Here is a 26534-nt window from a genome sequence, read left to right as displayed (position 1 = left end):
GTATGATGAAACATTGTTTATCCGGGCTGGAGTTAACTCCGGCTAACACTTTGCAGTTATTGGCTTTAGCGCAAGAGCAAAAAGCACACCCCGAAAAATACCGCCAAACGCTTGCAGGCCGCAGCGTTGTCACTCTGTTTGAAAAGCCGAGTCTGCGTACGCGCCTGTCTTTTGATATTGGTCTGCAAAAACTGGGCGGTCATGCGGTTTATTTGAATGAGCAGGGAAAGGGCATGGGCGTGCGTGAAAGCGTTGCTGATTATGCCCGCAATTTATCCTGCTGGGCCGATGCTATTGTTGCACGGGTTATGTCGCACCATACATTACATGAACTGGCTCAGTACGCCTCGGTGCCGGTAGTTAACAGCTTGTGCGACCGGTTTCACCCGTGTCAGGCGTTGGCGGATTTTTTAACGCTGCAGGAGCACTACGGCAAGGTAAAAGGTCTGAAGCTGGTGTATCTGGGCGATGGCAACAATGTCTCGCACTCGCTGATGCTGACTGCCGCTGCACTGGGTGCAAGCTGCACTATTATTTGCCCGCCCGGGCATGAACCCGACGTTGATCTTGTCAGCAAAGCTAAAAAACAAGCTGAAGAAAGTGGTGCCGACATTGTGGTTACCCACGATATTGCCGCTGTGGCAGGGGCTGATGCGCTCTATACCGATACCTGGGTGTCGATGGGCGATGATAAACCGGTGAGCGAAGTTCGCGACACTTTCCAGCCCTATCAAATCAATTCGCAGCTGGTTGAGCACAGCGGTGCCACTTCGGTGTTGCACTGCCAGCCGGCACACCGGGGTTACGAAATTACCTCCGATGTCATGGACGGCCCGCTTTCGCGCTGTTTTCAGCAGGCTGAGAACCGTCTGTATGCGCAAAATGCTTTATTAACTTTATTATTGAATCCAAAGGCAGCCGTACTGCCAGAATCTATGGAGAAAGCCTCATGAGCAACGTAAAAAAAGTGGTATTGGCCTATTCTGGTGGCCTGGATACATCGGCTATTGTGCCCTGGTTAAAAGAAAACTACGGCTGTGAAGTGGTGGCCTTTGTGGCTGACGTTGGGCAGGGAGCAGGAGAGCTAGAAGGTGTGGAAGAAAAAGCCAAAGCCTCAGGTGCTTCTGAATGCCATGTGGTGGATTTAAAAGAAGAGTTCGTTAAAAACTATGTGTATCCGACCCTGAAAACCGGGGCGATTTACGAAGGCACTTACCTGCTGGGCACCGCTATGGCGCGGCCGATAATTGCCAAAGCCCAGGTTGAAGTAGCGCGTAAAGTCGGCGCTGACGCACTGTCTCACGGTTGCACCGGTAAAGGTAACGATCAGGTGCGGTTTGAGTCTTGTTATGCGGCCTTAGCGCCGGACTTACAGGTGATTGCGCCCTGGCGGGAATGGGAACTGAGCAGCCGCGAGTCTTTGCTGGATTATCTGGCGGAGCGCAATATTCCCTGCTCAGCTTCAGCGACCAAAATTTACAGCCGCGACGCCAATGCCTGGCATATTTCCCACGAGGGTGGCGAACTTGAAGACCCCTGGTGTGAACCCACAGAAAAGGTCTGGACTATGACGGTATCGCCGGAGCGGGCGCCGGACAAATCCGAGTACCTTTCTGTGACGGTGGAAAACGGCGAAATTGTGGCGGTGAATAACCAGGCGCTGTCGCCTTTTGACTGTTTGAATGTTTTAAATGACGTTGCTGCTAAGCACGGTGTTGGCCGTGTGGATATTGTGGAGAACCGTCTGGTGGGAATGAAAAGCCGCGGTTGTTATGAAACCCCAGGCGGTACTGTAATGATGGCGGCGTTGCAAGCCATTGATGAACTGGTGCTGGACAAAGTCAGTCGCAGCTGGAAAGCGCAATTGAGCGAACAGTTCGCACAGTTGCTGTACGACGGACGCTGGTTTACCCCGTTGCAAGAGTCGGTGATGGCTGCGGCTCAGTCGTTATGCGCGACTGCTAGTGGCGAGGTGGTTCTGAAGCTTTATAAAGGCTCGGTAACCGCGGTACAGAAACGTTCGCCGCACAGCTTGTACAGTGAAGATTTTGCCACTTTTGGTGCGGACGAAGTGTATAACCAGGCGCATGCTGAAGGCTTTATCCGGCTGTTCTCTCTTCCGAGCCGGATTGCGGCGCTACAAAAACAGCAAAAGGGATAGGTTATGGCGTTATGGGGCGGACGTTTTGCGGCAGGACCCGATGCCGCGTTTCAGCAGTTTAATGACTCGTTACCCTTTGACTATGTGCTGGCAGAGCAGGATATTACCGGCTCTAAAGCCTGGGCCAACGCGCTGCAAAAAGTTGGAGTACTGAGTACTGGTGAATGTGAGCAATTACAACAGGCACTGGATGAACTGTTAGGTGAAGTGCGTTCTGATCCTGCGGCGGTTGCTGTCGGCGGTGATGAAGACATTCATTCTTTTGTTGAGGCGGCGCTGATAGGCAAGGTGGGCGACTTAGCCAAAAAACTGCATACCGGACGTAGCCGTAACGATCAGGTCGCGACCGACTTGCGGTTATGGTGCCGTCAGCAGTCAGAGGTTTTGCAACAGGCGTTGAAGCAAACCCAGCAGGCATTGTTGGGGCTGGCTGAGCGTGAGCAGGGTACGGTTATACCCGGCTATACCCACTTGCAACGAGCGCAGCCGGTATTGCTGGCGCATTGGTGTTTAGCTTATGTAGAAATGCTGCAGCGCGACAGCGAGCGTTTAGAGGATGCGGTAACGCGCCTGAATAAAAGTCCGCTTGGCTGTGGGGCTTTGGCGGGAACGGCGTATCCGGTTGACCGTGAAGCCATTGCCAGCGAGCTGGGTTTTAGCCAGGCGACTCGCAACAGTTTAGATTCGGTTTCCGATCGTGATTTTGTGGTGGAGTTATTAAGCACCGCATCACTGTCGATGCTGCATTTGTCGCGCTTAACGGAAGATCTCATCTTTTATAATTCCGGCGAGGCGGGCTTTATTGAGCTGGCGGATAATGTGACTTCGGGCTCTTCGCTCATGCCGCAGAAGAAAAACCCTGATGCACTGGAACTGGTGCGTGGCAAGAGCGGCCGCGTGGTGGGCTCGTTGACTGGGTTGATGATGACCTTAAAGTCTCTGCCGCTAGCTTATAATAAAGACATGCAGGAAGACAAAGAAGGTTTATTTGACGCCTTTACCACCTGGCAGGCTTCGCTGGCGATGGTCACATCCAGTCTGCAGGGGCTAATCGTGAACCATGAGGTTTGCCGCAAAGCTGCGCAGGGCGGTTACGCTAACGCCACCGAGCTGGCCGATTATCTGGTCGCTAAAGGCGTACCTTTTAGGCTGGCACATCATAACGTCGGAGAGCTGGTTCAGCAGGCCATTCAGGCTGAAAAACCGCTGGAAGACATGCCGCTGGAGGCGTTTCAGGCAATCGTTCCGGTTATTGAGCAGGATGTTTATGAGTGGCTGACGCTGGATGCTTTACTGGAAAAACGCTGTGCACTGGGTGGTACGTCACCGCAGCGCGTAAACGAAGCATTAAAAAGCGCTCAACAACAGCAGAAAATTCGTATTCGGGACGCCAACCTGGGTGATATTGGCGAGATTCTGGAGTTGGTTCAGCACTGGGCCGGAGCGGGAGAGAACTTACCGCGCGCCAAGGACGACATTGTACACTCGATTAACGAGTTTGCCGTTACTGAAGTGGACGGTAGAGTTATGGGTTGTGCATCGCTTTATATCTATACCACTGGCCTTGCTGAAATTCGCTCGCTGGGCGTTCATCCGCATACGGAAGTTCGCGGGCAGGGCCGCATGCTGGTGTCTTATTTATTAAAAAAAGCGCGGTTACTGCAACTCAATCGGGTCATTGTGCTGACTCGGGTGCCGGACTTTTTTGAGCAGCAAGGTTTTAGTCATTGTTCTAAAGACAGTTTGCCCGAAAAGGTGATGAAGGACTGTGAATTGTGCCCAAGGCTGGCCAACTGCGATGAGCTGGCCATGGACTTTCACCTTCAACCACCGGACGAGAGGTTGATATTTAGTACAGCGTTGTGATCCAGCGTTCTTCGTTAATGAAGGACCAACTCCAGTCGTCCCATTGATTGCTAAGGCCCTTGGTTTTTGCTTCATCAAGGGTCATTCCCTGCTGCTTCATGGTATCAACTTCGGTTTTGGTCTCTTTAAGCATGGTTAGAAAGCCTTGGTAATCTTGTCTGTTAGCTAACGGACCGTGGCCCGGAATGATTACCGTTTCGTCATTAATGCGACTTAATAATTCTTCAACGTTGTCAATGTAGCCGTCAACGTCACCACCGCTCTTCAGGTCAATAAAGGGAAAGCGTTCATTAAAGAATAAGTCACCCGGGTGCAGCACATTAGCGTCTTCAAACCAAACGGCGCTGTCACCATCGGTATGGCCTGCAGGCAAATAAAACACACGGATAGTGTCATTGTTTAAGTGGAAGGTAAGGGTTGAATCAAAGGTAATGGCTGGAAGGCCTGCTGCGTTGAAATCGCTATCCTGACTCAAGCGTTCTCGCACATGGTCATGAGCATAAATAGTTGAGTTCTGATTATTGGCAAACCACATATTTGAGCCGACATGGTCACCGTGAAAGTGAGTATTCAAAATGTAACGAACCTCTTCGCCGCTAAGCTCTTTAATTTTGGCGGCAATTTTTTCTGCTACCTGAGTGTATTGATCATCAACCAGAAATACGCCGTCATCGCCTGATGACATCAGCATGTTTCCGCCAGCGCCTGTCAGCATATAAATATTATCGGCGACTTCGTTGTGTTCTATGGTTACATCTTCGAAACGGTCAGCCACAGCGGGTAAAGCAAAAGCTGCCAGTAATCCGCTGATTAAAAGTTTACGCATGGGGTCTTCCTTATTTGTGTTTTCGTTATTGATATAGGTTACTTATTAAACAAGCGCAAAGATCAAAAGAGAAAATATAGGTGACCGAATAGTGAATATTTTATGACACTTTTGTGTTGTCACAATCTTGTCATGCAAGCATCTTAGTCTTCTCCCGACTTAAATCATAACTGGACAACATCCAAGTCGGGAGAACCCAATGAAATTTAATACCTTATTCAAAGTCTCTGCTGTAGCTACCGCTTTATTCTTAGCTGGTTGCGGTGGTGATATTAATGTTACGCCAACGGTTAACAATGGTGGCGGTTCAAATGGTGGAAGTGACGGCGGCGCTGATGGTGGCGGTGACTCAGGCAGCGGCGCAGAGTGTGCCAGCTATGGCAACGTTCAAGGCTCATATGACGGTCAGGATTGCAGTTACGACACGGATTTTGCAAGCGCAACTATCGAAATTGCTGAAGACATTACTTTTGAAGAGCTGCCAGACGGCGGAGTGCACGTATTTGAGGGTGCCCTGCAAATTGGTGAAGATTGCGATACCACGACAGACTGTGAAATTAATCAAAATGGCCCGGTTATGACTGTTGAACCTGGTGCAACGCTTGCTTTTACTTCTGGTGAAGCCATTGTTCAGGTTGCCCGCGGTGCGCAGTTGAATGCGAAGGGTACTTTTGACAAGCCAATTACCTTTACCTCGGCTAACGCATTTGACCGTTTGAACGTTACAGGTGATGCACCACGTTTCGCCGACTGGGGTGGTATCATCATCAACGGTAACGGAAAAACGAACCAATGTACTAACGCACAGCGCGAAGGCGGCACTTGTAACATTGAGTCAGAAGGTATTGTTAGTTACTTCGGTGGTAACGACAACGCTGATAACAGCGGTTCAATGAAATACGTTAACATTTGGTACGCAGGTTCAGGTCCTCGCGAGGGTGGTGACGGCGATGACCTTAACTCGTTAACTCTAAACGCGGTTGGTTCAGGTTCATCTTATGAATTTCTTCATATTCACCAGGGCTACGATGATGGTGTTGAATTCTTTGGTGGCGCGGCCAACATCAAACACATCGTTTTCACTGATAACCAGGACGACTCAGTAGACATGGATGCTGGCTGGCAGGGTAAGGCTCAATTCCTGTTTATTAAACACGGTACTGTAACGGTTGATGGAAATACTGTTGGTATGGGTAACGGCGGTTTTGAGGCCGACGGTGAGAAGAATAACGGCTCAGATTATGATGATGTTCCGGCTTCAGCCCCGACTATTGCTAACGTCACTATTATTACTACCGACAGAAAGTCTGAGCGTGACGATGCCCCTTCAATTGCCACTAAATTTGACGATAACTTCCAGGGGCAAATGTATAACGTACTAAAAATTAAAGAAAATGGTACTGCTGACGACGGTTGTATCTTCTTCACTTCAGACGGTGAAGCCGGCGTGGATAACAATGAACTGGATTTCTACAACTCGGTCATGGCGTGTACCAACAACTTTGTTAACACCGGTGACAATACCTTTGGCGATGGTGAAACTTACAGCCAATGGTATGACAACGGTGGTGTAAACGAGGTTCTTGATGGTTCGGCGACTGTTCTGAATGATGATGGTATTTCTACCGATATGAGTTCATCTATCACTATCGCAGCGAATGACTTAACGTCATTAAACGATGACTTCTTTACTCCGGTTGATTTTATCGGCGCATTGTCTGACGACGACACAAGTTCTGAGTGGTACCAGTGGGTTGAAACTGCTGTAGCTGCTGCTGACGCAGACTAATTTGAGTTGGAATGCGAATGAATAGGCGCAACAGTGTTGCGCCTATTTTCCGATTTTATTGCAGGAGTTGGTTATGAAAAATCAATACAAACTCAAACCTGTTGCTTTAGCGGTTGGATTAGGGTTATTTGCCGCTGCTCCGGCAGCTTTGGCTCAGCAAGCCAACGAAGCTGAAATTGAGCGTGAGTCGACGATTGAAGAAGTTGTGACTACCGGCAGCCGTTTGCAGGGTAGCGCAGCTGCTGTTGTTGAAGAGCGCAAAAATCAGGCTTTTGTGGCGGACATTTTGGGCGCTGAGCAGCTATCTCGTTCAGGCGACAGTGACGCGGCCTCGGCTTTACGTCGTGTAACCGGTTTAACACTGGTTGATGGTAAATTTATTTATGTTCGTGGCCTTGGTGAGCGTTATTCAAGCGCCCGCATCAATGGTGCCAGCATACCCAGCCCGGATTTAACCCGTAATGTGGTTCCGCTGGATATCATTCCTTCAACCATTATCGAGAGTATGGCGGTACAAAAGGTGTTTTCGCCTTCAATGCCTGCGGCTTTTGGTGGTGGTAATATTGATATCCGTACGCGCTCTTTACCTGATGATTTTGTCTTTAGTGTTGAAGCGGGTGTTGGCATGAACAGCAACGCCGACGACGGTTATACCTATAACCGCGACGACAGCGGTATCCCCGCAGGCATTCAGGAAGCCATTGGCCGCTACCAGGGCGATTTTAGCTTGCGTAACATTATTAATACCGATGGTCTGACAGGCTCTGGAAACAGTGCGGGGAATCAGGCTCGTGCAATTAATGCCTCGCTGGCTAAGCAATTACCACGTGATATGGTGCTGAAGAAAGAATCGTTAGATCCGAACATGGATTTAAAAGCGACTTTAGGTAACAGCTTTGACGAGTCATTTTTTGGTGGGACCATAGGCGTATTAGCTGCTGCCTCTTATGACAACAACTGGGACTATTCTGAACGCCAGAATGCGGTTATCAGTAACAACGCCACAGCCGATTGTTCAACGTCTCTGGAAACGGTAGAGGACATCTCTAAGTCTTGTTACAACACCTTTTCAGAAACCTCAGTAACGACGGAAACAGAGCGGCTGAATGGCTTTTTCACTGCAGGCTATGAACTGGATACGCACAGTGTCAGTTATACCAAAATTTATCTTGAAGATTCAGAAGACGAATCGGAATTTGGTATCAAGCAAAGTCCGAACGGCAGTAACCTGAAAACTATTGTCGGAACGGGTCTTGCGAACCGTGAACATGAGTTTAAGTATGAAGAGCGTGTACTGGATGTGGATCAGTTCCGCGGACAACATACCTTCATGGATTACTGGGGAATTGGTTTTGACTGGCAATATACGGAGTCAAAAGCTGAAACGGATATCCCTACGGAAGTTTCTTACCGCTTTGATGATCGATATGACGCCGATGGTAACTTTGCAGAAACTCGCGTAACCGGTGACGATAACCGTGCTGTTTTCCAGTTTGTCGATATGGAAGATAACGTCAAGTCCTACGGCGGTAACTTCTCATTGCCAGTTATGTTGTCAGGCATAGAGCTTGAGTTAAAAGCCGGCTATGACTTTGTTGATAAAGCACGCTACTACAATACCAGTAGCTTCAGTCTTGATAACGGATCCGGTTCGGGTTTTTCTGTTCTTGATGATTTAGACGGCGAACTGGGGTTAACGGGTTACTTGACGGACGATGTTATTGACGAAAATAACTTTCGCCTTACCTTCCGCGAACCTAGTGCACCCAATGCGGATGACTATCTGGCCGCTCAGAAAATTGATGCCTATTATGGTGAATTCGACGCGATATTCGATAATACCTGGCGTGTAAGTGGTGGTGTCCGTTATGAAGACTTTAAACAAGTTTCTCTGGCAACATCGAGCTTAATATTTAGTGAGCAAGACTTAAATAACTACTTTAATCCTGAACGCGTAGTTAATAGCACAATTGCCGAAGACGACCTCTACACAGCCTTATCTCTGACCTACATAGCCAGCGATAATTACCAGCTGCGTTTTGGTTTCGGCGAAACCGTAGTTCGTCCGGATTTGCGTGAAACGGTACCGGTGGCTTACTACGATCCGGTAACGGATATTCGCACCTTCGGAACCGCAGGCTTAGAAAGCAGTGATTTGCGTAACTACGACGCGCGTTTCGAGTATTATGCAGACAATGGTGACAACTACACTGTTGCAGCGTTCTACAAGGACATAGAGAACCCAATTGAGTCAATACTTCAGGTAGGCGATGAAGATTACACCTTAAGTTACGTTAATGGTGAGTCAGCTGAGGTATATGGTGTTGAGTTTGAGTGGTTGCACGATTTAGGCTACCTGGCGAATGGTTTTTTCACCTCTGGTAACTTAACCTGGAGTGATTCCGAAGCGTCGATTGATCCGGCACTGGCGGGTAACTTAACCAACCGGACTAAACGTATGACAGGTCACTCTGAATACGTTGCCAACTTCCAGTTGAACTACGACTCAGCTAACGGTGAACATGCTACTTCGCTGGTGTATAACGTGTTTGGTGAGCGTATCATAGCGGCTGGTATCGGTGGACGTGAGGATGCATTTGAGCAACCGTTCCACTCTCTGGACTTGGTTTACAACTATTATCCGAGCTTTAATTCTAAAATCGGCTTCAAGGTGAAAAACATTCTTGGAGAAGATCAGGAAGTGACTCAGTCGGATATCTTAGTTCGCAGCAAAGAAGTGGGAACCGAAATTAGCTTAAGTTACAGCTACGAGTTCTGATTTAGTCTGACGTTTACGTCAGGTGAAGTGGATGTAGCGGGCGCTGAAGCCGCAGGAACTATTGAGGAGGACGCCCGTAAATACATCCATGTAGGGCTTGTGCAGCGCCATCCATGGCGCTGCACACCTCCTCAATGGTCCACTGCAACTGTCGGGCGCGCCCGCTACTACCACCCTTCCTGATGCAATAACGTCATCACGTCATTTTTATCTCTAGCGGCTTCAGGGTATCCAAATGCACGTCGCGTTGAGGGAAGGCGATAACAATATCGTTCTCGGCGAAAAGCTTATCCAGCTTAAAGCGGATATCCGATTGCACTCGGCGAATATCCATTGGGGCTTCTACTTCTGTCCAGAACAGCAAATTAAACGTCAGGCTGTTATCACCAAAGTCATCGAAGAAAACTTCAAAGGGTAGGCGCTGAACAATTTTCTCGTGTTGGCTGGCGGCTTCCATCATCAATTCGCGGACTCTGTCTATCGGTGATCCATAAGCAACGCCAACGGTCACTGTGCTGCGTATTTCAGTGGAGACCAGTGTCCAGTTTACTACCCGTTGCTCCAGGAAGTAGCTGTTCGGTACCAGCACATGCACGCCGTCGAAGCGTTTGATGCGCACACAACGGTTGCCAATTTCTTCAATACGACCCCGTTCGTTTTCCAGCTCGACAATGTCACCGATACGAATAGGCCGCTCGGCAATTAATATCATGCCGGAAATCAGGTTGTTTAACAGGTTTTGGGCGCCAAAACCGACACCGATGGCTAATGCACCGCCTAAGACCGCGAATACAGTAATAGGAATACCGGCAACCGGTAAGGCAATAAGAACAATAAGCACGTAAGCCAAAAACGAAAACAATTTACGAAAGGCATAAATGGTATTCTGAGAGGCATGCCCCGACTTTAAGGCACGCTTAACTAAGCTGGAGCCTATCCAGCGTATAACAATAACGCCAACAATAATCAGCGTAATAGCAATAATTACCTGGCTGAGGTATATCTGAGCGTCGCCAGTTTTCCACAACTCAATATTCCATATTCTGTCTAAACCCGAAGAGATGTCTGTCCAGGACATTTGCATAATCTATTTACCTATTATAGTGAATCTTTCTTTGTAATTTACGCGAAAAACACGTACATTGCGCGCTCAATTTTTACCCTACAGTCCTGGATGTTGAATACGTGATTTCTGCTGCAAATATCACCATGCAATTTGGTGCGAAGCCTCTTTTTGAAAATATTTCTGTTAAATTCGGCAATGGCAACCGTTATGGCCTGATAGGCGCTAATGGCTGCGGCAAGTCGACCTTTATGCGCATATTAAGTGGTGAGCAGGAGCCTTCGTCCGGCAATGTGTCGCTGGAACCGAATACCCGCATCGGTAAGTTGCGTCAGGATCAATTTGCGTACGAAGACTACAGTGTCGTTGATGCCGTTATTATGGGGCACGAAGAACTGTGGGCGGTAAAAGAAGAGCGTGACCGCATTTACAGTAGTAGTGAAATGAGTGAAGAAGACGGCATGCGTGTAGCCGATTTGGAAACGGAGTTTGCTGAAATGGACGGGTATACGGCGGAGTCTCGTGCGGGCGAATTGTTGCTGGGTCTGGGCATACCGGTAGAGCAGCATTTTGGACTGATGTCTGCGTTGGCACCAGGTGTCAAAATTCGAGTGTTATTGGCGCAGGTGCTGTTTTCTGAGCCGGACATTATGTTGCTGGACGAACCGACCAACAACCTCGACATTAATACCATTCGCTGGCTGGAAGGCGTGTTGGCGGAAAAGCAAAGCACCATGATCATTATCTCGCACGACCGTCACTTCTTAAACTCGGTGTGTACGCACATGGCCGATATTGACTACGGCGAGCTGCGCGTGTACCCGGGTAACTACGACGAATACATGTTTGCCGCGACGCAGGCGCGTGAGCAGCTGATGAGTGATAACGCTAAGAAGAAAAAGGAAATTGCCGAGCTGCAGAGCTTCGTCAGCCGTTTCTCGGCGAATGCGTCAAAAGCCAAGCAGGCGACCTCGCGTCAGAAACAAATGGAGAAAATTCAGCTGGATGAGGTGAAAGCCTCCAGCCGCGTTAATCCGTACATTCGCTTTACCCAGGAAAAGAAACTTTACCGGTTGGCGCTTGAAACCGAAAATGTGCGTAAGAGCTTTGAAGACGAAGCGGTATTGAAAGGCTTGAGCACTTCGATAGAAGTGGGCGAGAAAGTCGCTATTATCGGTGCCAACGGTATTGGTAAAACGACCTTATTGAAATGTTTAATGGGCGAATACACGCCAGACTCAGGTAGCATTAAGTGGTCTGAAAATGCCAATATTGGCTACTATGCTCAGGATCACGCCCACTGGTTTAAGCAGGATATGACGGTTTACGAATGGATGTACCAGTGGAAACAACCGGGCGATGACGAACAGGCCATTCGTGGCGTTCTGGGTCGTATGTTGTTTTCTTCAGACGATATTCAAAAGCCGGTATCGATTTTGTCTGGTGGTGAAAAAGGCAGGATGATTTTCGGTAAACTGATTTTGCAGCGCCCGAATATTCTGGTGATGGACGAACCGACCAACCACCTGGATATGGAGTCAATAGAGTCGCTGAACCTAGCGCTAGAGCAATTTGAAGGCACCTTGCTGTTTGTCAGCCATGATCGCGAGTTCGTGTCGACTCTGGCTACGCGTATTATCGAAATTACCGACAAGGGCTTACGCGATTTTGCCGGCAGTTACGATGAGTATCTTGCGCAGTTGGCTGCCGCTTAACGCTGCACCATTTTTTGGGCGCTCTTGACCAGTTCGTCAGGATCGCCAGCTAAGTATTTCGATTCGGCCAGGCGTGTGTCCAGTACTTCAAACAGCCGGCGAGTTTCGTTTTGGTAGCGTTCAATGGCAGAGGGTAATTTCTCCGGAAAGTACCGGTAGAAAACGTTAGCCTGCCCCATCATTGGGCCCACACCGCCCATTTGAAACATCAGCCACTGAATCATGCGTGAGCGTTCTTTCGGGTCTTTAGGATTGGGTTTGTCGTAGGTTTCGGCCAGATAGAGCATAATAGCCCCGGACTCAAACACCGCGAAATCATCGTTATTTTTATCGACAATAACGGGTATGCTGCCGTAGGTGAGATGTTTAATTAACAAGAGGAATTTTTATGACCCATGGGGTGGGAATTGCGCGGGCTGAGGAAGCGCTCGGAACTTTGGAAGATATCACGAAAGCGGTGAAACCTATTGCGCTGGATGAGTATGAGGCTCGTGTCAGTAAGGCGCAGCAATTGATGCAGGAACGGGGCATCAGCGCTATGTATCTTAATGCGGGGACGAACCTCGAGTATTTTACCGGCTTAAAGTGGTACCCCAGCGAGCGGCTGGTTGGGGCTATCGTTCCGGCTGAGGGTAGCGTCACTCTGATTGCTCCGGCGTTCGAAGTGGGCTCTTTAACGCAAGCTATGATACTACCGATGGAGTCGCTATTGTGGGATGAGCATGAATCGCCTTACGTGACGCTGCTCGATTTTTTGACGGAGTGTTTTGCTGATGACTTTAAGCTGGCGTTAGATGAGTCGACTCCTTATAGCGTTGTAGCGCAGCTGGAAGAGCGCAAGCCAGCCGAAACCCTGTGCGATGCCAAAGTCATTACCGCAGCCTGCCGTATGCATAAGTCTCCGAAAGAACTCGCCCTGATTCAAACCGCAATGGATATGACCATGGCGGTGCATCGGGCGACCGGCGCGATGCTGCATGAGGGGATCACTGCCTCAGAGGTCAGAGCCTTTATTAATAAAGCGCACCAGAGGGTGGGGGCAACGGGCTCATTTTTCTGCATTGTTTTGTTCGGTAAGGCAACCAGTTATCCTCATGGCGTTAACTATGAACAAAAACTGGAGAAAGACGACTGGGTATTAATTGATACTGGCTGTAAACTGCACGGTTACCATTCGGATATTACCCGAACCTACGCCTTTGGAAATGCCACTGAAGAGCAACGGACGTTCTGGCAGTACGAACGAGACTTACAGCAGGCTGCTTTTGATGCGGCTCATATAGATAAAACCTGCGAATCCGTTGATGACGCAGTTCGTGTAAAATTGAGTGATCTAGGCTTAAAAGCCGACTATCAATTACCCGGCGTACCGCACAGAACAGGCCATGGTATAGGCATGGATTTGCATGAATGGCCGTATTTAGTTGGCGGAGACAAGACCCGATTAGCACCGGGAATGTGTTTCAGCAATGAGCCTATGGTGATTAATCCGGAAAAGTTCGGCGTGCGCCTGGAAGACCATTTTTATATGAGCGAAGAAGGGGCTTTTTGGTTTACCGAACCATCGCGTTCAGTGGATGACCCGTTTAATCTTCTTTGACTTAATGAGCATGGCACCTGACCCTAAGGTCAGATGCATGCTCAAAGTTGATTATCGCTTGCTTACCTGGTTACGCCCATTATTTTTACTAACGTAAAGTGCCTTGTCTGCGGCTTCAATCAATTCTGAAACGCTGGCTTTTGAGGAGAAGTCTTCAGAACAGATACAACCGGCTGAAAGCGTACAGTAGAAAGTTTCACCCTGCGCAGTGAACTCCATTTCGCTAAATACCTTTCTGATACCATCGACAACGTCGAAAGTGTCGCTTTCGTTAGTGTTTGGCAAAATAATCATGAACTCCTCACCACCATAGCGACCAACGATATCTGTTTTTCGAAATCTGTGACGCAATAAGGTGGCAAGTGATGCAATGACAGTATCACCGGTAGCGTGGCCGTAGGTATCATTGACCCGTTTAAAATGGTCAATGTCCAGCATCACAATGGATAGCATGCCCCCGTCCCGGCGAGCTCTTTCGAGTTCACGTGTCGCATGCTCTTTGATGGCCGCATGCTTTAAAAGGCCGGTTAATCCGTCTTTACTGATTAACTGTTCGAGCACTCTTGCCCGGTGCACCCGCGAGCGAATAGAAGAAGTGAGGCGCTTGTGCGATATCGGTTTTGATAAGAAATCGTCAGCATCAAACAATAGTGCCTCGGTCTGCTTGTCGATATCCCTTTCGGCTGACAGATAGACAATGGGGAGGCTTTCGAACTGCACATGCTGTCGTATTAACAACGCAATATCGATACCTGAATAATCAGGCATTTCCATATCAAGTAAAATCAACTCGGGTCTAAATTCGGCCAGCTCCGGGATGATATTTTTAATGTTATCAAGAACCTTGACCTGCATTCCCTCAGCCTCTAGCTCAATCTTTATGAATGAGCATAGCTCTTTGTCGTCATCAATTAGCATGACACGAGGAGGCTCAAACTCTTGTCTGGCTAAAACCGCTTCCAAATGACTTATTAACTCAGACAGACTGACCGGCTTTTTCAGAAAGCTGATTGCCCTGGCTTTGGCCGCTTTCATTCTCTGATCAAAGCCGTCATCTTCGGAGAGCATGATGAGTCTTCTTGGTGGTTCACTCACTTCGTTTAAAACGGTATCAATGTCTGAAATTGCATTAAAATCTTCACCATCTAAATCGATAATAATGGCGTCAGGCCAGCCTTCCTCTTTAGCTACTTTAAGCGCCTGCTCTAATTCAAACGTCTGAATTTTAAAGTTAAAGCTTATCAGCTGCTTTGAAAACTGAGCTTCTAATTGCTTGTCTTCTTCGATGAGCCAAACTGTCCCATCGTGTTTGTGCTTAATGGTTTCGTTTTTTTCGGCTGAGGTATCGGAGTTGCTTACCGCCAGTTCAGTAGCTGAGCCTGAGTCAAAAATGCTGACTTGCTTTAATAGTTGACAGAACTCTGGAATTTCCCGGCGAATAGCTTGCACGAGAGACGTTTCACTTTGCTCACTTATAAGAGTCTTCAATACTTCGTCGATACGGCGCGCTTCCGTACTGGCTTCGTTAAAGCCAAAGGTGCCAGCTGATCCACTAATTGAATGCAAAATGCGGTGCAGGCTATCAGCTGTTTGTTTTGCGTTGCCAATGCTTAACTGGTCTACAAGTGATTGTAGCTTGCTCCCGTCTGATACTAAGCGTTCTTTGTATTGATTTTGGATAGCCTGAATTTCAGGATCCAGCTTTTCGGAGAGCGTCTTATCATTCATTAATGCGGCTCCAGATGTCTTTAAGCTGAGTTGGCAAAGTCATGGGGTCAAAGGGTTTTGAAATCACATCTTCTGCCCCAAGCTCTTTCAGTTCTTCAATTTCAGAGTTCAGCACTTTGGCCGTAAAGAACACAACAGGGGTATCATTTAGCAGATCTTTTTCCTGCAGCTGTTTTAATGTGTTAGGGCCATCTAAATCTGGCATCATTACATCAAGCAAAACGATGTCGGGTTTAAAGCCCGAAATTTGGTCTATGGCTTCGCGCCCAGACGAGCAGATAAGTGATGTAAACCCACCAACTTTCTCCAGTGAAAGTTTTGCTATTGCCTGGATGTCAGGTTCATCATCGACCAATAAAACACGTTTCAAATCAGACATCGGGACTCCTGTCTTTATCTTTAGAGAGTTTGTCAATTAGGCCGACAAACTTGGAGCGGGTGAAAGTTGCCTTACTCATAATCGCATCAACATTTGCCATATTCTCAGGAGCTGTATCGTAATCAGATGTTACGATAACCTGAATGTCATTGTTAACCTTTTTAGCGATATCAACCAGCTCCCAACCAGAACCATCTGGTAAAGCAATATCTAACACCAGGAAGTCGTAGTTTTGCGATGACAGCTTTTGTTTAGCTTGCCGAATAGTCCGTGCGGTGTCGACTTCATACGTATCTTTGAGTATAGCGGTAATTACCGTAGAGAAGTCGTCATAATCTTCCACGTGTAATACGTTTGCTTTTGCGTGAGAATGAAGAGCATAGTTTAGACGGTTTGCTTGCTTGCCAAGCTTGGTAACTTCATGCGTTGTGCTGTCATGAGTTACTATCGGTAATAAAAGCCAAAATCGTGTTTTTTCACCAGGGACTGACTCAAAGCCAATGGTTCCGCCCATTTTCTCTATAATGGTTTTTGTAATAGCGAGTCCAAGCCCGGTACCACCTTTACTTCGGGAATCAGAAGACTCGGCTTGTGCGAAAGGTTCAAAAACTCTGTTTTTAAAGACTTCTGGTATTCCGGGTCCACGGTCGATAACCTCGACCAAGGCGTTACCTTCAGCTATTGAGGTGTCTACTTTAATTTCTCCGTCATTCGGCGAGAATTTTGCGGCGTTAGATAGCAGGTTGGCCATGACTTGCATGAACCTCAGCTCATCAACTGCGATATGGACATTCGCTGAAATGTCTCGATTTAACAGGATTTTTGCTTGATGCTGTGCTGCGTAGCCTTGGTTTTCTGCAATGGCTTTTTGCACCAGAAACTCAAGGGAATATTCTTTAATCTGGAACGAAAGACTGCCTGAAGACAGCTTTTCGATATCAAGTAAGTCATTAATCAACAATGTTAATCGTTTACTATTTCGGTTAGCCAGTTCCAACACATGTTTAGCTTCTTCGGACAAAGTCTCGGCCTCTAGTGACATGAGTGAGAGTGATCCCGATATAACGGATAAAGGGGTTCGCAATTCATGACTCACCGTCGACAAAAATTGAGACTTTAATTTTTCGGCTTGCTCAGCGGCCTCTTTTGCGAACACCAGTGAGGAAATGTCGTGCATGGCTCCTAACATGGATTCCGGAACCCCTGCATTATCACATTGAATGACCGCATGGCCTTTCATCCAGCGAAGCTCTTCATTGTCTGCCCTGATAATACGAAACGTTGTTTCAAGAGGAAGGGGAATTTCAATAAACGGTTCGGCATTGGTCGCTTTACGTTCTAGCTTCTTCAATAGCTCGTTAAACTCGTGCTTCTCTTCATGGTAAAATACCGACTCGATACTGTGGTAGCTGTGTTTAAAATCCTCGCTCTTCACACCCGTTAGTGAATGCATTTGCCCGTTCCAGAGCATTTCCCGGGTCTTTAAATTGAGTTCCCAAACACCGATATTCGCAACTTGAGTGGCTGACTCAAGTCGTTCTTTAAGCTCTTTTAATGCACGTTGGTCGTTGACTTGTTGGCTCATATCGCTGGCTAAGCCCAGGTAACCAACCGCGTTACCATCGTTGTCAAACTCTTTGGTAACAATAACTTCGACGGGGATTCGTCCCCCCGATTTTGTGATATAAGTCCAACTGTCTTTCTCTGAGCCTTCGATATCAGGGATAGCAGTAAACACAGCAAACCCTGAAATATTCCGGCCTAATTGTTTACTGAGTTTTAGACCTTTAGCTTCAACCTCTTCTGAGTCATGAAAAATAGCCGGGGTTTCTTTATGAACAACCTCAGCTGAAGAGTATCCAAGCATTCGTTCTGCACCGCGGTTAAACACATTAATAAGGCCATTTTTATCCGTTGCTATTATGGCCGTTTCACTTGCCGCGTTGAGCACATGGTAGAGTTTACTGTTGACGTCGCTCAGCTCTTTTGTCCGGGATTCAACTTCCGTGGACAGAGAGTTGAGCAGTTTTTGTTGGTAAAAATGTCGGGTTAAATAGAAAAAACCGAGCACGCCAATAAAGGAAAGCCCCCAAACAACGGCTCGCAAGAGCCAAAAGTTAAGTAAAGTCTTTTCTGTTTCAATAGCAAGCAACCAGCGCCCTCCGGGAATATCGATGAGTGTGGTTGCTGATGCAGTGTTAAAAGTAGATGGGTTTCCCCAAAAAACGCCTTCGACAGGGAAATTGTTTTTGTCTCCGTGCTTGATAGCGAGTTTGACAGAGGTGCCGACTTCAGCCACTTCATCCATGAGAGATTCAAATAAGCTTTCAGCGTCGATGACAGCACTTATCAGCCCCCAGTAAGCGCCTTCGATATAAAGGGGGGCGCGATAAATGAGCCCTAAGTCTCCTTGCACTAATTCCAGGGGACCATGCAGCCTTGCGTTTTTTGACGCAATAGTTTTTTTAATCTCCGGCCATTGGGATGCTAAATTTTCATACTTTACCCCTAATGCCGCCTCATTTCCCTCAATAGGCATCACCCAGCGAATTTCATTATCGGGTGCAATACCAATATTTCTAAAGAAAGGACTGAATGAGTAGACCTGCTCCAGCATGGAATTAATTTCTGCAGGAACGACATTCCCTTTCCGGGCAACGACGTAAGCCTCGATACCGTGTGTTAAAAACGTGGCACCATGAAGTTCAGTCTCAAGTTGTGATTTAAGCCTTATAGCGAGTTCTGCTGCATTACGGTCACGTTCTGCTTGCTGTTTGTTGCGGTACTCATGAATAAAATACTCAGTGAGAGCAATAATGCTGACAAATAAAATGCCGGCAATTAACTTCAGCCAATTTGCGCCTTCGGCGGAGAGCTTATAATGTTTCATTCGCCCACCTCAGAGTGGCCATCAGGCCTAGGCAGTAATATAAAGAACTCTGTCCCGTTCGCATTTGTATTAAAGCTTATGCTGCCCCCTAAACGATCCATGATCTCTTTCGAAATAGATAAGCCAAGGCCGGTTCCCCCTGTGGCTCTTGTGTTGGTTGAGTTGGCCTGGGCGAACTTTTCAAACACCCGTGGTTGAAATTCCTCAGGAATGCCATCGCCTTTGTCTTTTACTGCAATACGAACAAACTCACCCTGAGCCTCAGCGTTTATTTGCACGGCCTCACCTTTTGGCGAGAACTTAACCGCATTTGAAATTAGGTTGGTCATGACTTGCTCGAACCGTTGAGTGTCGACATAAATAGACAGTGAAGGGTCGATAGGAGTCTGCTCTAAAACAACTTGAAATCGCTCGGCATAGGTTTTGTTCCGCTTGGTTATATCTGCCAGAAGAGAGTTAATAGCGACCTTTTCAAAATGCATTTCCATTCTACCCGCAAGCAGCTTTTCCAGGTCCAAAATGTCATTAATGAGCAAGTTCATGCGTACACTGTTCTTTTTAGCCACTTCTATCATTTCGACTGCCGCTGAGGGTAAATCGCCACAAGTGTTGCCAAGCAATAAATCTAACGCACCAGTTATCGACGTTATGGGGGTACGGAGTTCATGGCTCACTGTCGAGACAAAAGCGTTTTTAATTTCTTCGTTGCGCTTTCTCTCAGAAATATCTTCAATAATCGACCAGATCAACTTTCGACCATTGTCATCGTATACGACCATGCCGTTTAGCAACACCGGATAACGGCTGCCATCCTTACGGACATACTCTTTCTCAAACGGTCCAAAACGACCTGTGCTTGCTAAAGCTTCTAACTGCTCAAGCTCTGCTTCTTGATACTCACGAGGTGTGATATCCCAATAACTCAAAGAGATGAACTCTTCGCGCGTATATCCTGTGGGAGCAAGCAAGGCGTCATTCAAGTCAATAAATTTTCCTGTTTCGTAATCGTTTAAGGCAATACCAATGGGAGACAACTTAAATAGGCCGCGTAAGCGACTCTCACTATTCTCGATAGCTTCATTTTTTTGTTTAAATTCCAGCGTTGAGGAAACCCAGCGCGCAAGAAGACTCAAAAATTGTTTCTCAGTTTCTTTAAAGGGCCTTTCCCGGGTTGTAGAGGAAGAAAAGTTGAGTGTTCCAAAGTGACAACCATTTACCTGAATGGGCAAACCTATATAAGATTCAAGGCCGAAAGTTTCGTAGCAGGGATGTTGACGGTATTTGGATGACGCCATGTTGTGAATAGCGACTGTTTTCCCCTCGGATATAACAATTTCGCAGTAAGTTTCTTTAAGAGGGAAAGTCAGGCCTGCAGTTAATTCTGTTTCTTTTGGCGCACTAAAAGCAATAATCTCATAGTCTTTTCCATCGATTCTGCTTACTATGCCCAGTTCTAAGTTTAAATAAGAACAGGCGAGTTCCAGACCCCGATTAATACGTTGCAGCGGGTACTCTGGAGAAAGTGAGGCTATCCTGTTCAGTGCCTTGAACGCCGCGAGCTGGTTCTCCAATTCTTGCTGATTTCTTTTTTCCTGTGTTATGTCCAGGATAAATCCATCGAAGTATTCAACTTGACCGGCCTCAGTTTTTATCGCTCTGCCTTTCTCCTGAGCCCATCGGATACTGCCATCACGATGTAAAATTCTATACTCCAGTAGCCACTCGTTGCTTTTTTCAATGGCACTTGCAACTTCTGACTCTAACCGCTTTTTGTCATCCGGGTGAATGACACTGTCATAGCTGCGAGCTTTGTTTTGAATAAAGTCGCTTGCAGGGTAGCCCGACAACGGATCAATTTTGTCGCTCATGTACAACATGGTCCAGTGTTCGTCGTAAAGACAACGGTAGGTTACACCCGGAATGTTGTTAACTAACGAACGGAACTGGGCTTCACTGGCTTTTAATGCCAGTTCACTTTTTACTTCTGGTGTTATGTCGCGAACAGCAAAAACATACTGAATGTCGTCACCACTAACCAGAGGCGCCCCATTCACTGAAACGGCTTTCCATTCGCCGTTAGGCCAGTGGATAGCGTGTTGTACGTCGGTGACAGGCTGACCTGTCCGGCGCACAACAGCAAACGGAAGTTCGTCCGGAGGAAAAAATGAACCATCGAGCTGACTGATTTGCCAACGGGGGTCATCAAAGGTCGCACTGGTTTTATCTGGCGCATCCTGTGCTTTTAGCCCTAAGACATTTATTGCCTCGGCGTTTGCGTAGGTAAAATTGCCTTCTGCATCGAGTATAAAAAATGCAACGACATTACTGTTTATCACCTTTTCAAGGAACTCACGTTGCGACTTTATCTCCATTTCAGCGTGCTTCTGTTTGGTGATATCTTCGTGTGTGCCTGAAATGAGAAGCGGCTCACCACTTTGGGTTTTAGAGACTAAACGGCCCCTGTCATGCACCCAAACCCAATGACCATCTTTATGACGCATTCTTGCTTCAAAGTCGTAAAATTCAGTATCGCCGCGAAAGTGTTGTTCTAATAATTCACCGGATTTTTCTAGATCTTCAGGATGTGCCAGTGACATCCAGGTGTCGATTGATATCGGCTCAAGCTCTGCAAGTGTATAACCGACAATATTCGCCCAGCGTTCATTAAAAACGGTTTCTCCGGTTTGGATATTCCACTCCCAGGTGCCAATATTGGTGCCTCTTAAAATGGACTGGAGTCGTCGTTCATTTTTTGATGTTTGCCGAAATTTTTTAGTTAGCCTTACTTCGTCCTGTACGGCGGCAGCCATGTCTTTTAAGACCGTCTTCTCTATCTCAGAAAGTTGTCGGGGCTGGGTATCAATAACGCACAAGGTGCCGATGCGATGACCATCTGAGCCTTGAATCGGGCAGCCGGCATAAAATCGAATTTTAGGGTCATTAACAACCAGAGGATTATCGGCAAAACGCTCATCCTCCAAAGCGTTACTGACTTCAAATATTTGATCTTTGAGGATAGTGTAGGCACAGAAAGCGAAGTCTCGATGCGTCTCTGGCGCCGAGAGGCCTTGCTTTGATTTAAACCACTGGCGATGCTCGTCAACCAAAGAAATTAATGCAATGGGTAAGTTCAGTGCGTTTTTAACAATGCGGGTAAGCCGGTCAAAACGTTCCTCTGGAGGGGAGTCCAGTAAGTCCGTTTCGCGAAGTGCCTTTAAACGTTCGTATTCGTTGCTGGGGGTACCGGCTGACTTCATCTGTGGGCTCCGCTTGTCGGTCAATATCGCTTCATAGTAGAAACTTTAAGAAAAACCTGCAATTAACTTCTTAGGTAATACTTTTTTGTCGCGTCCGGGCTAACTCATTAGTCACACGTTAACATCAGCCAGTTTTCAAATTGGTACGCGTCCATGGGGCGAGCAAGGAAGTAGCCTTGGCCTTCTTCACAGCCTGCTACTGTTAGAGCATCGCACTGAGTTTGAGTTTCGATACCTTCGGCGACGGTGCGCAATTTAAAATTACTTGCTAACTCTTTAATGGTACGAGCAACACTGTAAGAGGGGTGACCCGCAGCGTTGCCACTGACAAAACTTCGATCAATTTTTAGACGAGTAAAAGGTAAGTTACGCAGTACGCTCAGTGACGAATACCCTGTGCCGAAGTCGTCCATGGAAATGCCAATGTCATGTGCCCGGAGGTTTTTCAATTGCTCAGTGATGCTGACAATGTCTTCAGCCGCTATGGACTCGGTCAGTTCAATTTCAACTTGGTGGCCTTTAAGCCCTTGTTGTTGAATATGCTGAATAACTGACTCGACAAAGTTCGCTTCTTTCAGTTGCACAACAGAGACATTAATTGCTACACGAAAAGCGTCTTCGACTTTGTCACTAATAGCCGAACGCCAACGCAAAGCGGAACGCAGCACCCAGTCTCCTATAGCGACCATCATTCCCGACTGTTCCGCCAGCGGGATAAAACGGTCGGGTGGAATAAATTCCCCGTTATCCGTTTTCCACCGAAGTAAAGATTCAGCACCAACAACAGCACCATCACTCAGTCTAATAAAAGGCTGAAAATGAAGCGTCAGACGCTCGCTGGAAAATGCCGTGCGCAAACGACTTAAAAGGCTCATTCTGTCTCTGGCGGCCTCGGCTTGCTGAGGAGCAAATAAAACGGTTTTCCCGCGATTAAAATGCTTGGCCTGCTTGAGAGCAACACCGGCATTTTTAATGATTTCCGCCGCTGAAAGCGAGGAGTCACCTACCGTGATTAAGCCGCTGGTAGCAGAAATACGCAAAGGCTCATTTTTATGGAGCATGAAAGGCTGTGAAAACACTGACTCAATTGTTTCAGGCGTTAAATCTCTGGCGTCCGCCAAAACACCAAAAATATCGCCTCCCACTCGGGCAATACAGAGGCTTTTGGTCAGCCGATTACACAAACGCTGCGCTACTGCGCATAGAATTTCGTCACCAAAGGCGTCATTAAGTACGCTGTTCATGTATGAGAAACTGTCTAAATCAATTAACGCAACGGCGTACTTTTCTTTTGGTCGATTAGTGAGTTGCTGCCCAATTTCACTCATGAAACCATTGCGGTTGGGGAGTTTTATTAAAGAGTCCTGAAACGCTAACTTTTCGATAGAGCTGTAAAGTTGCAGCTTTTCGAAGGTCATTGCAACACTGCTGCAAAAAACCTCTAAAAGGCGTTGTTCGCACTGCTCAATGGGACGAGCAAGTTCTACGAATGCGGCTAGTGCTTGATTATTAATGCCTGGAAGATACAGGCAAATGCCACTTTCAAATATATGCTGTTTTGATTCGAGCACTTGCATTAACAGCTGGCGTATATTTTCCTCCGGCAGCTTTTCCAAAGGTACACCCTGCCAGGATGCAAAATCTCCGGCCGCTGAGAGAATAAAAGGGGGACTGTCTGATGTATCCAGAGCCGCACAAATAAGGCAATCTTTCTCAATGCCCAACAATGTGCAAAGGTGTTCGACGACACCCGCAGCAAAGTGGTTGATGTCAGAGAGCAGACCAAGCTCGGCGGTAGCGACTAAGGTTTCTGTAAGCCCCTTACTATTGGCTTCCAGTTGTTTTATTTGCGAGTAAGATCGTATTGCCATGGCAATACTGGTAATGAGGCGCGTTCGGGTCAGCTCTGACTTAGTCTTGTAATCATTAATGTCGTAGAGGCGGATGGTATCGCTTTCCGGGGCGAACCCCGGTTGCCCTGTACGCAAAATGAGCCGAATACTGTGGTTGTGAAGCTTATCGCGAATAGCCTGAACTAATTGCAAGCCAGAGCTATCGCTTTCCATAACAACATCGACTAAAGCAACAGAAAAATCATCGTCTTCTCTTAGTAAACTGAGGCCTTCAGAAGCTGAATAGGCATCGGCGAAGCTGAGTTCAGCTTCTTCTATTACCAAGCCTTTCAGCGCCATTTTGGTAGTGACATGAACGTCTGGATCGTCATCAACAATCAGTATCTTCCAGGGAACCGAATTAGAAACAGGCTTTTCAGCTTCCTCTTCAGCGAATTCGATCAAGTCGTCTTTGCCCACCATAACCTTTACCTCAAGACTATAACCTCGGATACCACCATAACTAACTTAACAAAAACAAGGTTAAATGTTATATGTTGGTCGTCATAATCTTTTATTTGACTTTTTATTTTAACAAAAATATTAATTTAGTTTACGATAAAGGCTCGGTTTTGGATTACGTTTAAAGGCCATTGGCTATGAGCAAACCGCTTTTGATGATAAGGCACCAAATTAACCTCGGGTTTGTTTTGGTATTGATAATGGCTCTATTCGTTATTTTTGCGGTGGTGGAGTTTAAAGTTAAACCTGACTTGCTTCAGCAACAGCAGCAAAAAATTGCCGAAAACCAAAGCGAACTTGTAGACCTCATTAATGCTCGACTGGGCCAAGTTGAAGTTCTGACTCGTACGTTAGCTGCTGCTGCCACCTCGCTTCCAAAAAATGAATCAATATTCAAAGATCTCTTGCCTTCTGTCATTGATAATCGAGGAGACTCCTCTATAGCCGGCGGTGGTATTTGGCCGGAGCCTGGCGCTTTTAGTAAAGGTATTGAACGGCGCAGCTTTTTCTGGGGACGGGAAAACGGACAGCTAAAATATGTCGACGATTACAATGCTTCTGATGGGGCTGGTTATCATGAAGCAAACTGGTACAAAGATGCAATGGGGGCTAGCAGCGATAATTGCATTTGGTCACAGGCCTATGTTGACCCTTTTACTCGTACACCGATGGTGACGTGCTCTGTTCCCATTCATGAAAACAGTGAGTTTGCTGGTGTGGCAACCATAGACGTCAAACTTGGTGATATCACCCGAATACTGCAACGCTACGGTGAGAAAAACGACGGCTACGCTTTCGCGATAGATTCAAGCAACCATATGATCAGTTTCCCGTTTACTGCAGCGAATATTGAAAGCAATGCAAATTCGTTAGTAAACGTTAATGAGCTGGCAACGCATATTCCCTGGCTGAAAAGCAGCCTGCTCCAGATAAATAAAACCAATGAGACGGGTCTTATCGAACTTCACAACGACAAGCTTCTTGGAGAAGCAGCGTACGTTGATTTGGTTAGAAACGATGAAACCGGTTGGATAATAGGGTTGGTGTTACCCAGAAGTAAAATGACCGCTATGGCCGATAGTATGGGTTTTTTCTTAATGCTTGCTATTGGCGCACTGTTGGTTGCTGTCGGAGTTGTTGCTGCAGTGCTGTTCCGCAATTTAATTAATAAAATTCAGCAAACGACAGTGCAAGTAAGACAGTTAACCGATGAAGAAACAAGTCAGACTTTGCGCACCGGCAGAATGAATGAAATGGGAGAACTGCGCCAGGCGGTTAATGCTTACGGGGAGAAACTAAAATCTTTGTTGCGGCACTTAGAAGACGTTCAGGACGAACTGGTGCAAAGTGAGAAGTTGGCCTCGCTAGGGGCTCTGGTTGCAGGGGTGGCGCACGAACTGAATACGCCAATAGGAAATGCACTTATGTCGTCTACCTCCGTACTGGATGCCAATAAGCAATTTAGTAAAAAAATGAACGCTCAGATGACAAGGCGTGATCTGGCCAATTACCTTGAAGATGTCACTCAAGGAGCGACTATTATTGAGCGAAACTTAACACGTGCCGCCGAGTTAATTGGAGCGTTTAAGCAGCTGGCTGTGGACCAGACCAGTTCGCAAAGGCGCGAATTTGAGTTAAAGGGGCTGGTAGAAGAAGTCAGTTTGTCGATGAGACCCAGTGTGCAAAAAAGTCCAAGCAAGCTGGAAATTGATGTGCCGCAATGTATTTCTATGGACAGCTATCCGGGCAAGCTTTCTCAGGTGTTAATGAACCTCATTAATAATGCCGTCATTCATGCGTTTGACGAACAAGAAGAAGGTACTATTCAGATAGTTGCCAGCCAGGAGCAAGCAGACAAAGTACGCTTGACGGTAGCTGACAATGGCTGCGGTATTCCGGATGAGAGAATCAAGCGAATCTTCGACCCATTTTATACAACGAGACTGGGTAAAGGAGGGTCGGGTCTTGGCTTACACATAACATTTAATTTAGTTACAGGTGTTTTGGGCGGACGCATTGACGTAGAGAGCAGAGAAGGCAAGGGCAGTTGTTTTACCCTGACCCTGCCGGTCATTGCTCCACATTTGGATGACTCAACAAGACTCTCCTAAGCAACGGAACTGTTCA

Annotated in this window: 15 protein-coding genes and 1 pseudogene; 8 read left to right on the top strand and 8 right to left on the bottom strand. The window is 47.0% G+C overall.

Annotation, left to right across the window (positions count from 1 at the left end):
* Nucleotides 1–2 precede the first annotated feature (2 nt).
* The 3 genes from Q5L94_RS10125 to argH are packed head-to-tail and all read left to right on the top strand — an operon-like array spanning nucleotide 3 to nucleotide 4027.
* Nucleotides 3–953, top strand: a complete 951-nt coding sequence (locus Q5L94_RS10125; protein ID WP_317498288.1) for an ornithine carbamoyltransferase — start codon at nucleotides 3–5, stop codon at nucleotides 951–953.
* Nucleotides 950–2161, top strand: coding sequence for an argininosuccinate synthase (locus Q5L94_RS10120; RefSeq protein WP_317498287.1), 1212 nt, complete (start codon nucleotides 950–952; stop codon nucleotides 2159–2161). The genes Q5L94_RS10125 and Q5L94_RS10120 overlap by 4 nt, the downstream gene beginning before the upstream one ends.
* Before the next feature lie 3 nt (nucleotides 2162–2164).
* Nucleotides 2165–4027 (top strand): argininosuccinate lyase, encoded by a 1863-nt coding sequence (gene argH, locus Q5L94_RS10115; protein ID WP_317498286.1) that lies wholly within the window; start codon nucleotides 2165–2167, stop codon nucleotides 4025–4027.
* Here argH and Q5L94_RS10110 read toward each other — a convergent pair.
* A complete protein-coding gene (locus Q5L94_RS10110) occupies nucleotides 4011–4853 on the bottom strand; it encodes an MBL fold metallo-hydrolase (protein WP_317498285.1) in 843 nt (280 codons plus the stop codon). The genes argH and Q5L94_RS10110 overlap by 17 nt on opposite strands.
* Nucleotides 4854–5052: 199 nt before the next feature.
* Between Q5L94_RS10110 and Q5L94_RS10105 the strand changes: the two genes are divergently transcribed.
* Nucleotides 5053–6642 (top strand): hypothetical protein, encoded by a 1590-nt coding sequence (locus tag Q5L94_RS10105; protein ID WP_317498284.1) that lies wholly within the window; start codon nucleotides 5053–5055, stop codon nucleotides 6640–6642.
* A gap of 73 nt (nucleotides 6643–6715) precedes the next feature.
* Entirely contained in the window at nucleotides 6716–9421 is a 2706-nt protein-coding gene (locus tag Q5L94_RS10100; protein ID WP_317498283.1) for a TonB-dependent receptor plug domain-containing protein, read from the top strand.
* Between the two features lie 196 nt (nucleotides 9422–9617).
* Here Q5L94_RS10100 and Q5L94_RS10095 read toward each other — a convergent pair whose 3' ends face one another.
* Nucleotides 9618–10505: a mechanosensitive ion channel family protein gene (locus tag Q5L94_RS10095; RefSeq protein ID WP_317498282.1), complete on the bottom strand. Its 888-nt coding sequence runs from the start codon at nucleotides 10503–10505 to the stop codon at nucleotides 9618–9620.
* 101 nt (nucleotides 10506–10606) lie between these two features.
* Between Q5L94_RS10095 and Q5L94_RS10090 the strand changes: the two genes are divergently transcribed.
* On the top strand, nucleotides 10607–12199 hold the full coding sequence (locus tag Q5L94_RS10090) for an ABC-F family ATPase (protein WP_317498281.1): 1593 nt from the start codon (nucleotides 10607–10609) through the stop codon (nucleotides 12197–12199).
* Here Q5L94_RS10090 and Q5L94_RS10085 read toward each other — a convergent pair.
* Nucleotides 12196–12552, bottom strand: a pseudogene (locus Q5L94_RS10085) (hypothetical protein); the annotation flags it as partial. The gene Q5L94_RS10090 and the pseudogene Q5L94_RS10085 sit on opposite strands and share 4 nt — an antisense overlap.
* A gap of 35 nt (nucleotides 12553–12587) precedes the next feature.
* On the opposite strand from Q5L94_RS10085, the gene Q5L94_RS10080 reads away from it, so the two are divergent.
* Nucleotides 12588–13799, top strand: a complete 1212-nt coding sequence (locus Q5L94_RS10080) for a Xaa-Pro peptidase family protein (RefSeq protein WP_317498280.1) — start codon at nucleotides 12588–12590, stop codon at nucleotides 13797–13799.
* A 51-nt stretch (nucleotides 13800–13850) separates the two neighbouring features.
* Here the strand turns inward: Q5L94_RS10080 and Q5L94_RS10075 are convergent, their stop codons facing one another.
* From Q5L94_RS10075 to Q5L94_RS10055, 5 genes are all read right to left on the bottom strand, one after another.
* On the bottom strand, nucleotides 13851–15527 hold the full coding sequence (locus Q5L94_RS10075) for a diguanylate cyclase (protein ID WP_317498279.1): 1677 nt from the start codon (nucleotides 15525–15527) through the stop codon (nucleotides 13851–13853).
* On the bottom strand, nucleotides 15520–15906 hold the full coding sequence (locus Q5L94_RS10070; RefSeq protein ID WP_317498278.1) for a response regulator: 387 nt from the start codon (nucleotides 15904–15906) through the stop codon (nucleotides 15520–15522). The genes Q5L94_RS10075 and Q5L94_RS10070 overlap by 8 nt, the downstream gene beginning before the upstream one ends.
* On the bottom strand, nucleotides 15899–18796 hold the full coding sequence (locus Q5L94_RS10065; protein ID WP_317498277.1) for an ATP-binding protein: 2898 nt from the start codon (nucleotides 18794–18796) through the stop codon (nucleotides 15899–15901). The genes Q5L94_RS10070 and Q5L94_RS10065 overlap by 8 nt, the downstream gene beginning before the upstream one ends.
* On the bottom strand, nucleotides 18793–22053 hold the full coding sequence (locus Q5L94_RS10060) for a PAS domain S-box protein (RefSeq protein WP_317498276.1): 3261 nt from the start codon (nucleotides 22051–22053) through the stop codon (nucleotides 18793–18795). The genes Q5L94_RS10065 and Q5L94_RS10060 overlap by 4 nt, the downstream gene beginning before the upstream one ends.
* A gap of 107 nt (nucleotides 22054–22160) precedes the next feature.
* On the bottom strand, nucleotides 22161–24368 hold the full coding sequence (locus Q5L94_RS10055; RefSeq protein WP_317498275.1) for an EAL domain-containing protein: 2208 nt from the start codon (nucleotides 24366–24368) through the stop codon (nucleotides 22161–22163).
* Between the two features lie 176 nt (nucleotides 24369–24544).
* Between Q5L94_RS10055 and Q5L94_RS10050 the strand changes: the two genes are divergently transcribed.
* Nucleotides 24545–26518: a sensor histidine kinase gene (locus tag Q5L94_RS10050; protein WP_317498274.1), complete on the top strand. Its 1974-nt coding sequence runs from the start codon at nucleotides 24545–24547 to the stop codon at nucleotides 26516–26518.
* The last annotated feature ends 16 nt before the right edge of the window (nucleotides 26519–26534 follow it).

This window comes from Idiomarina sp. Sol25 (genome assembly GCF_033052775.1).
Taxonomy (GTDB): domain Bacteria; phylum Pseudomonadota; class Gammaproteobacteria; order Enterobacterales; family Alteromonadaceae; genus Idiomarina.
This window is presented reverse-complemented; position numbering and strand designations above follow the sequence as displayed.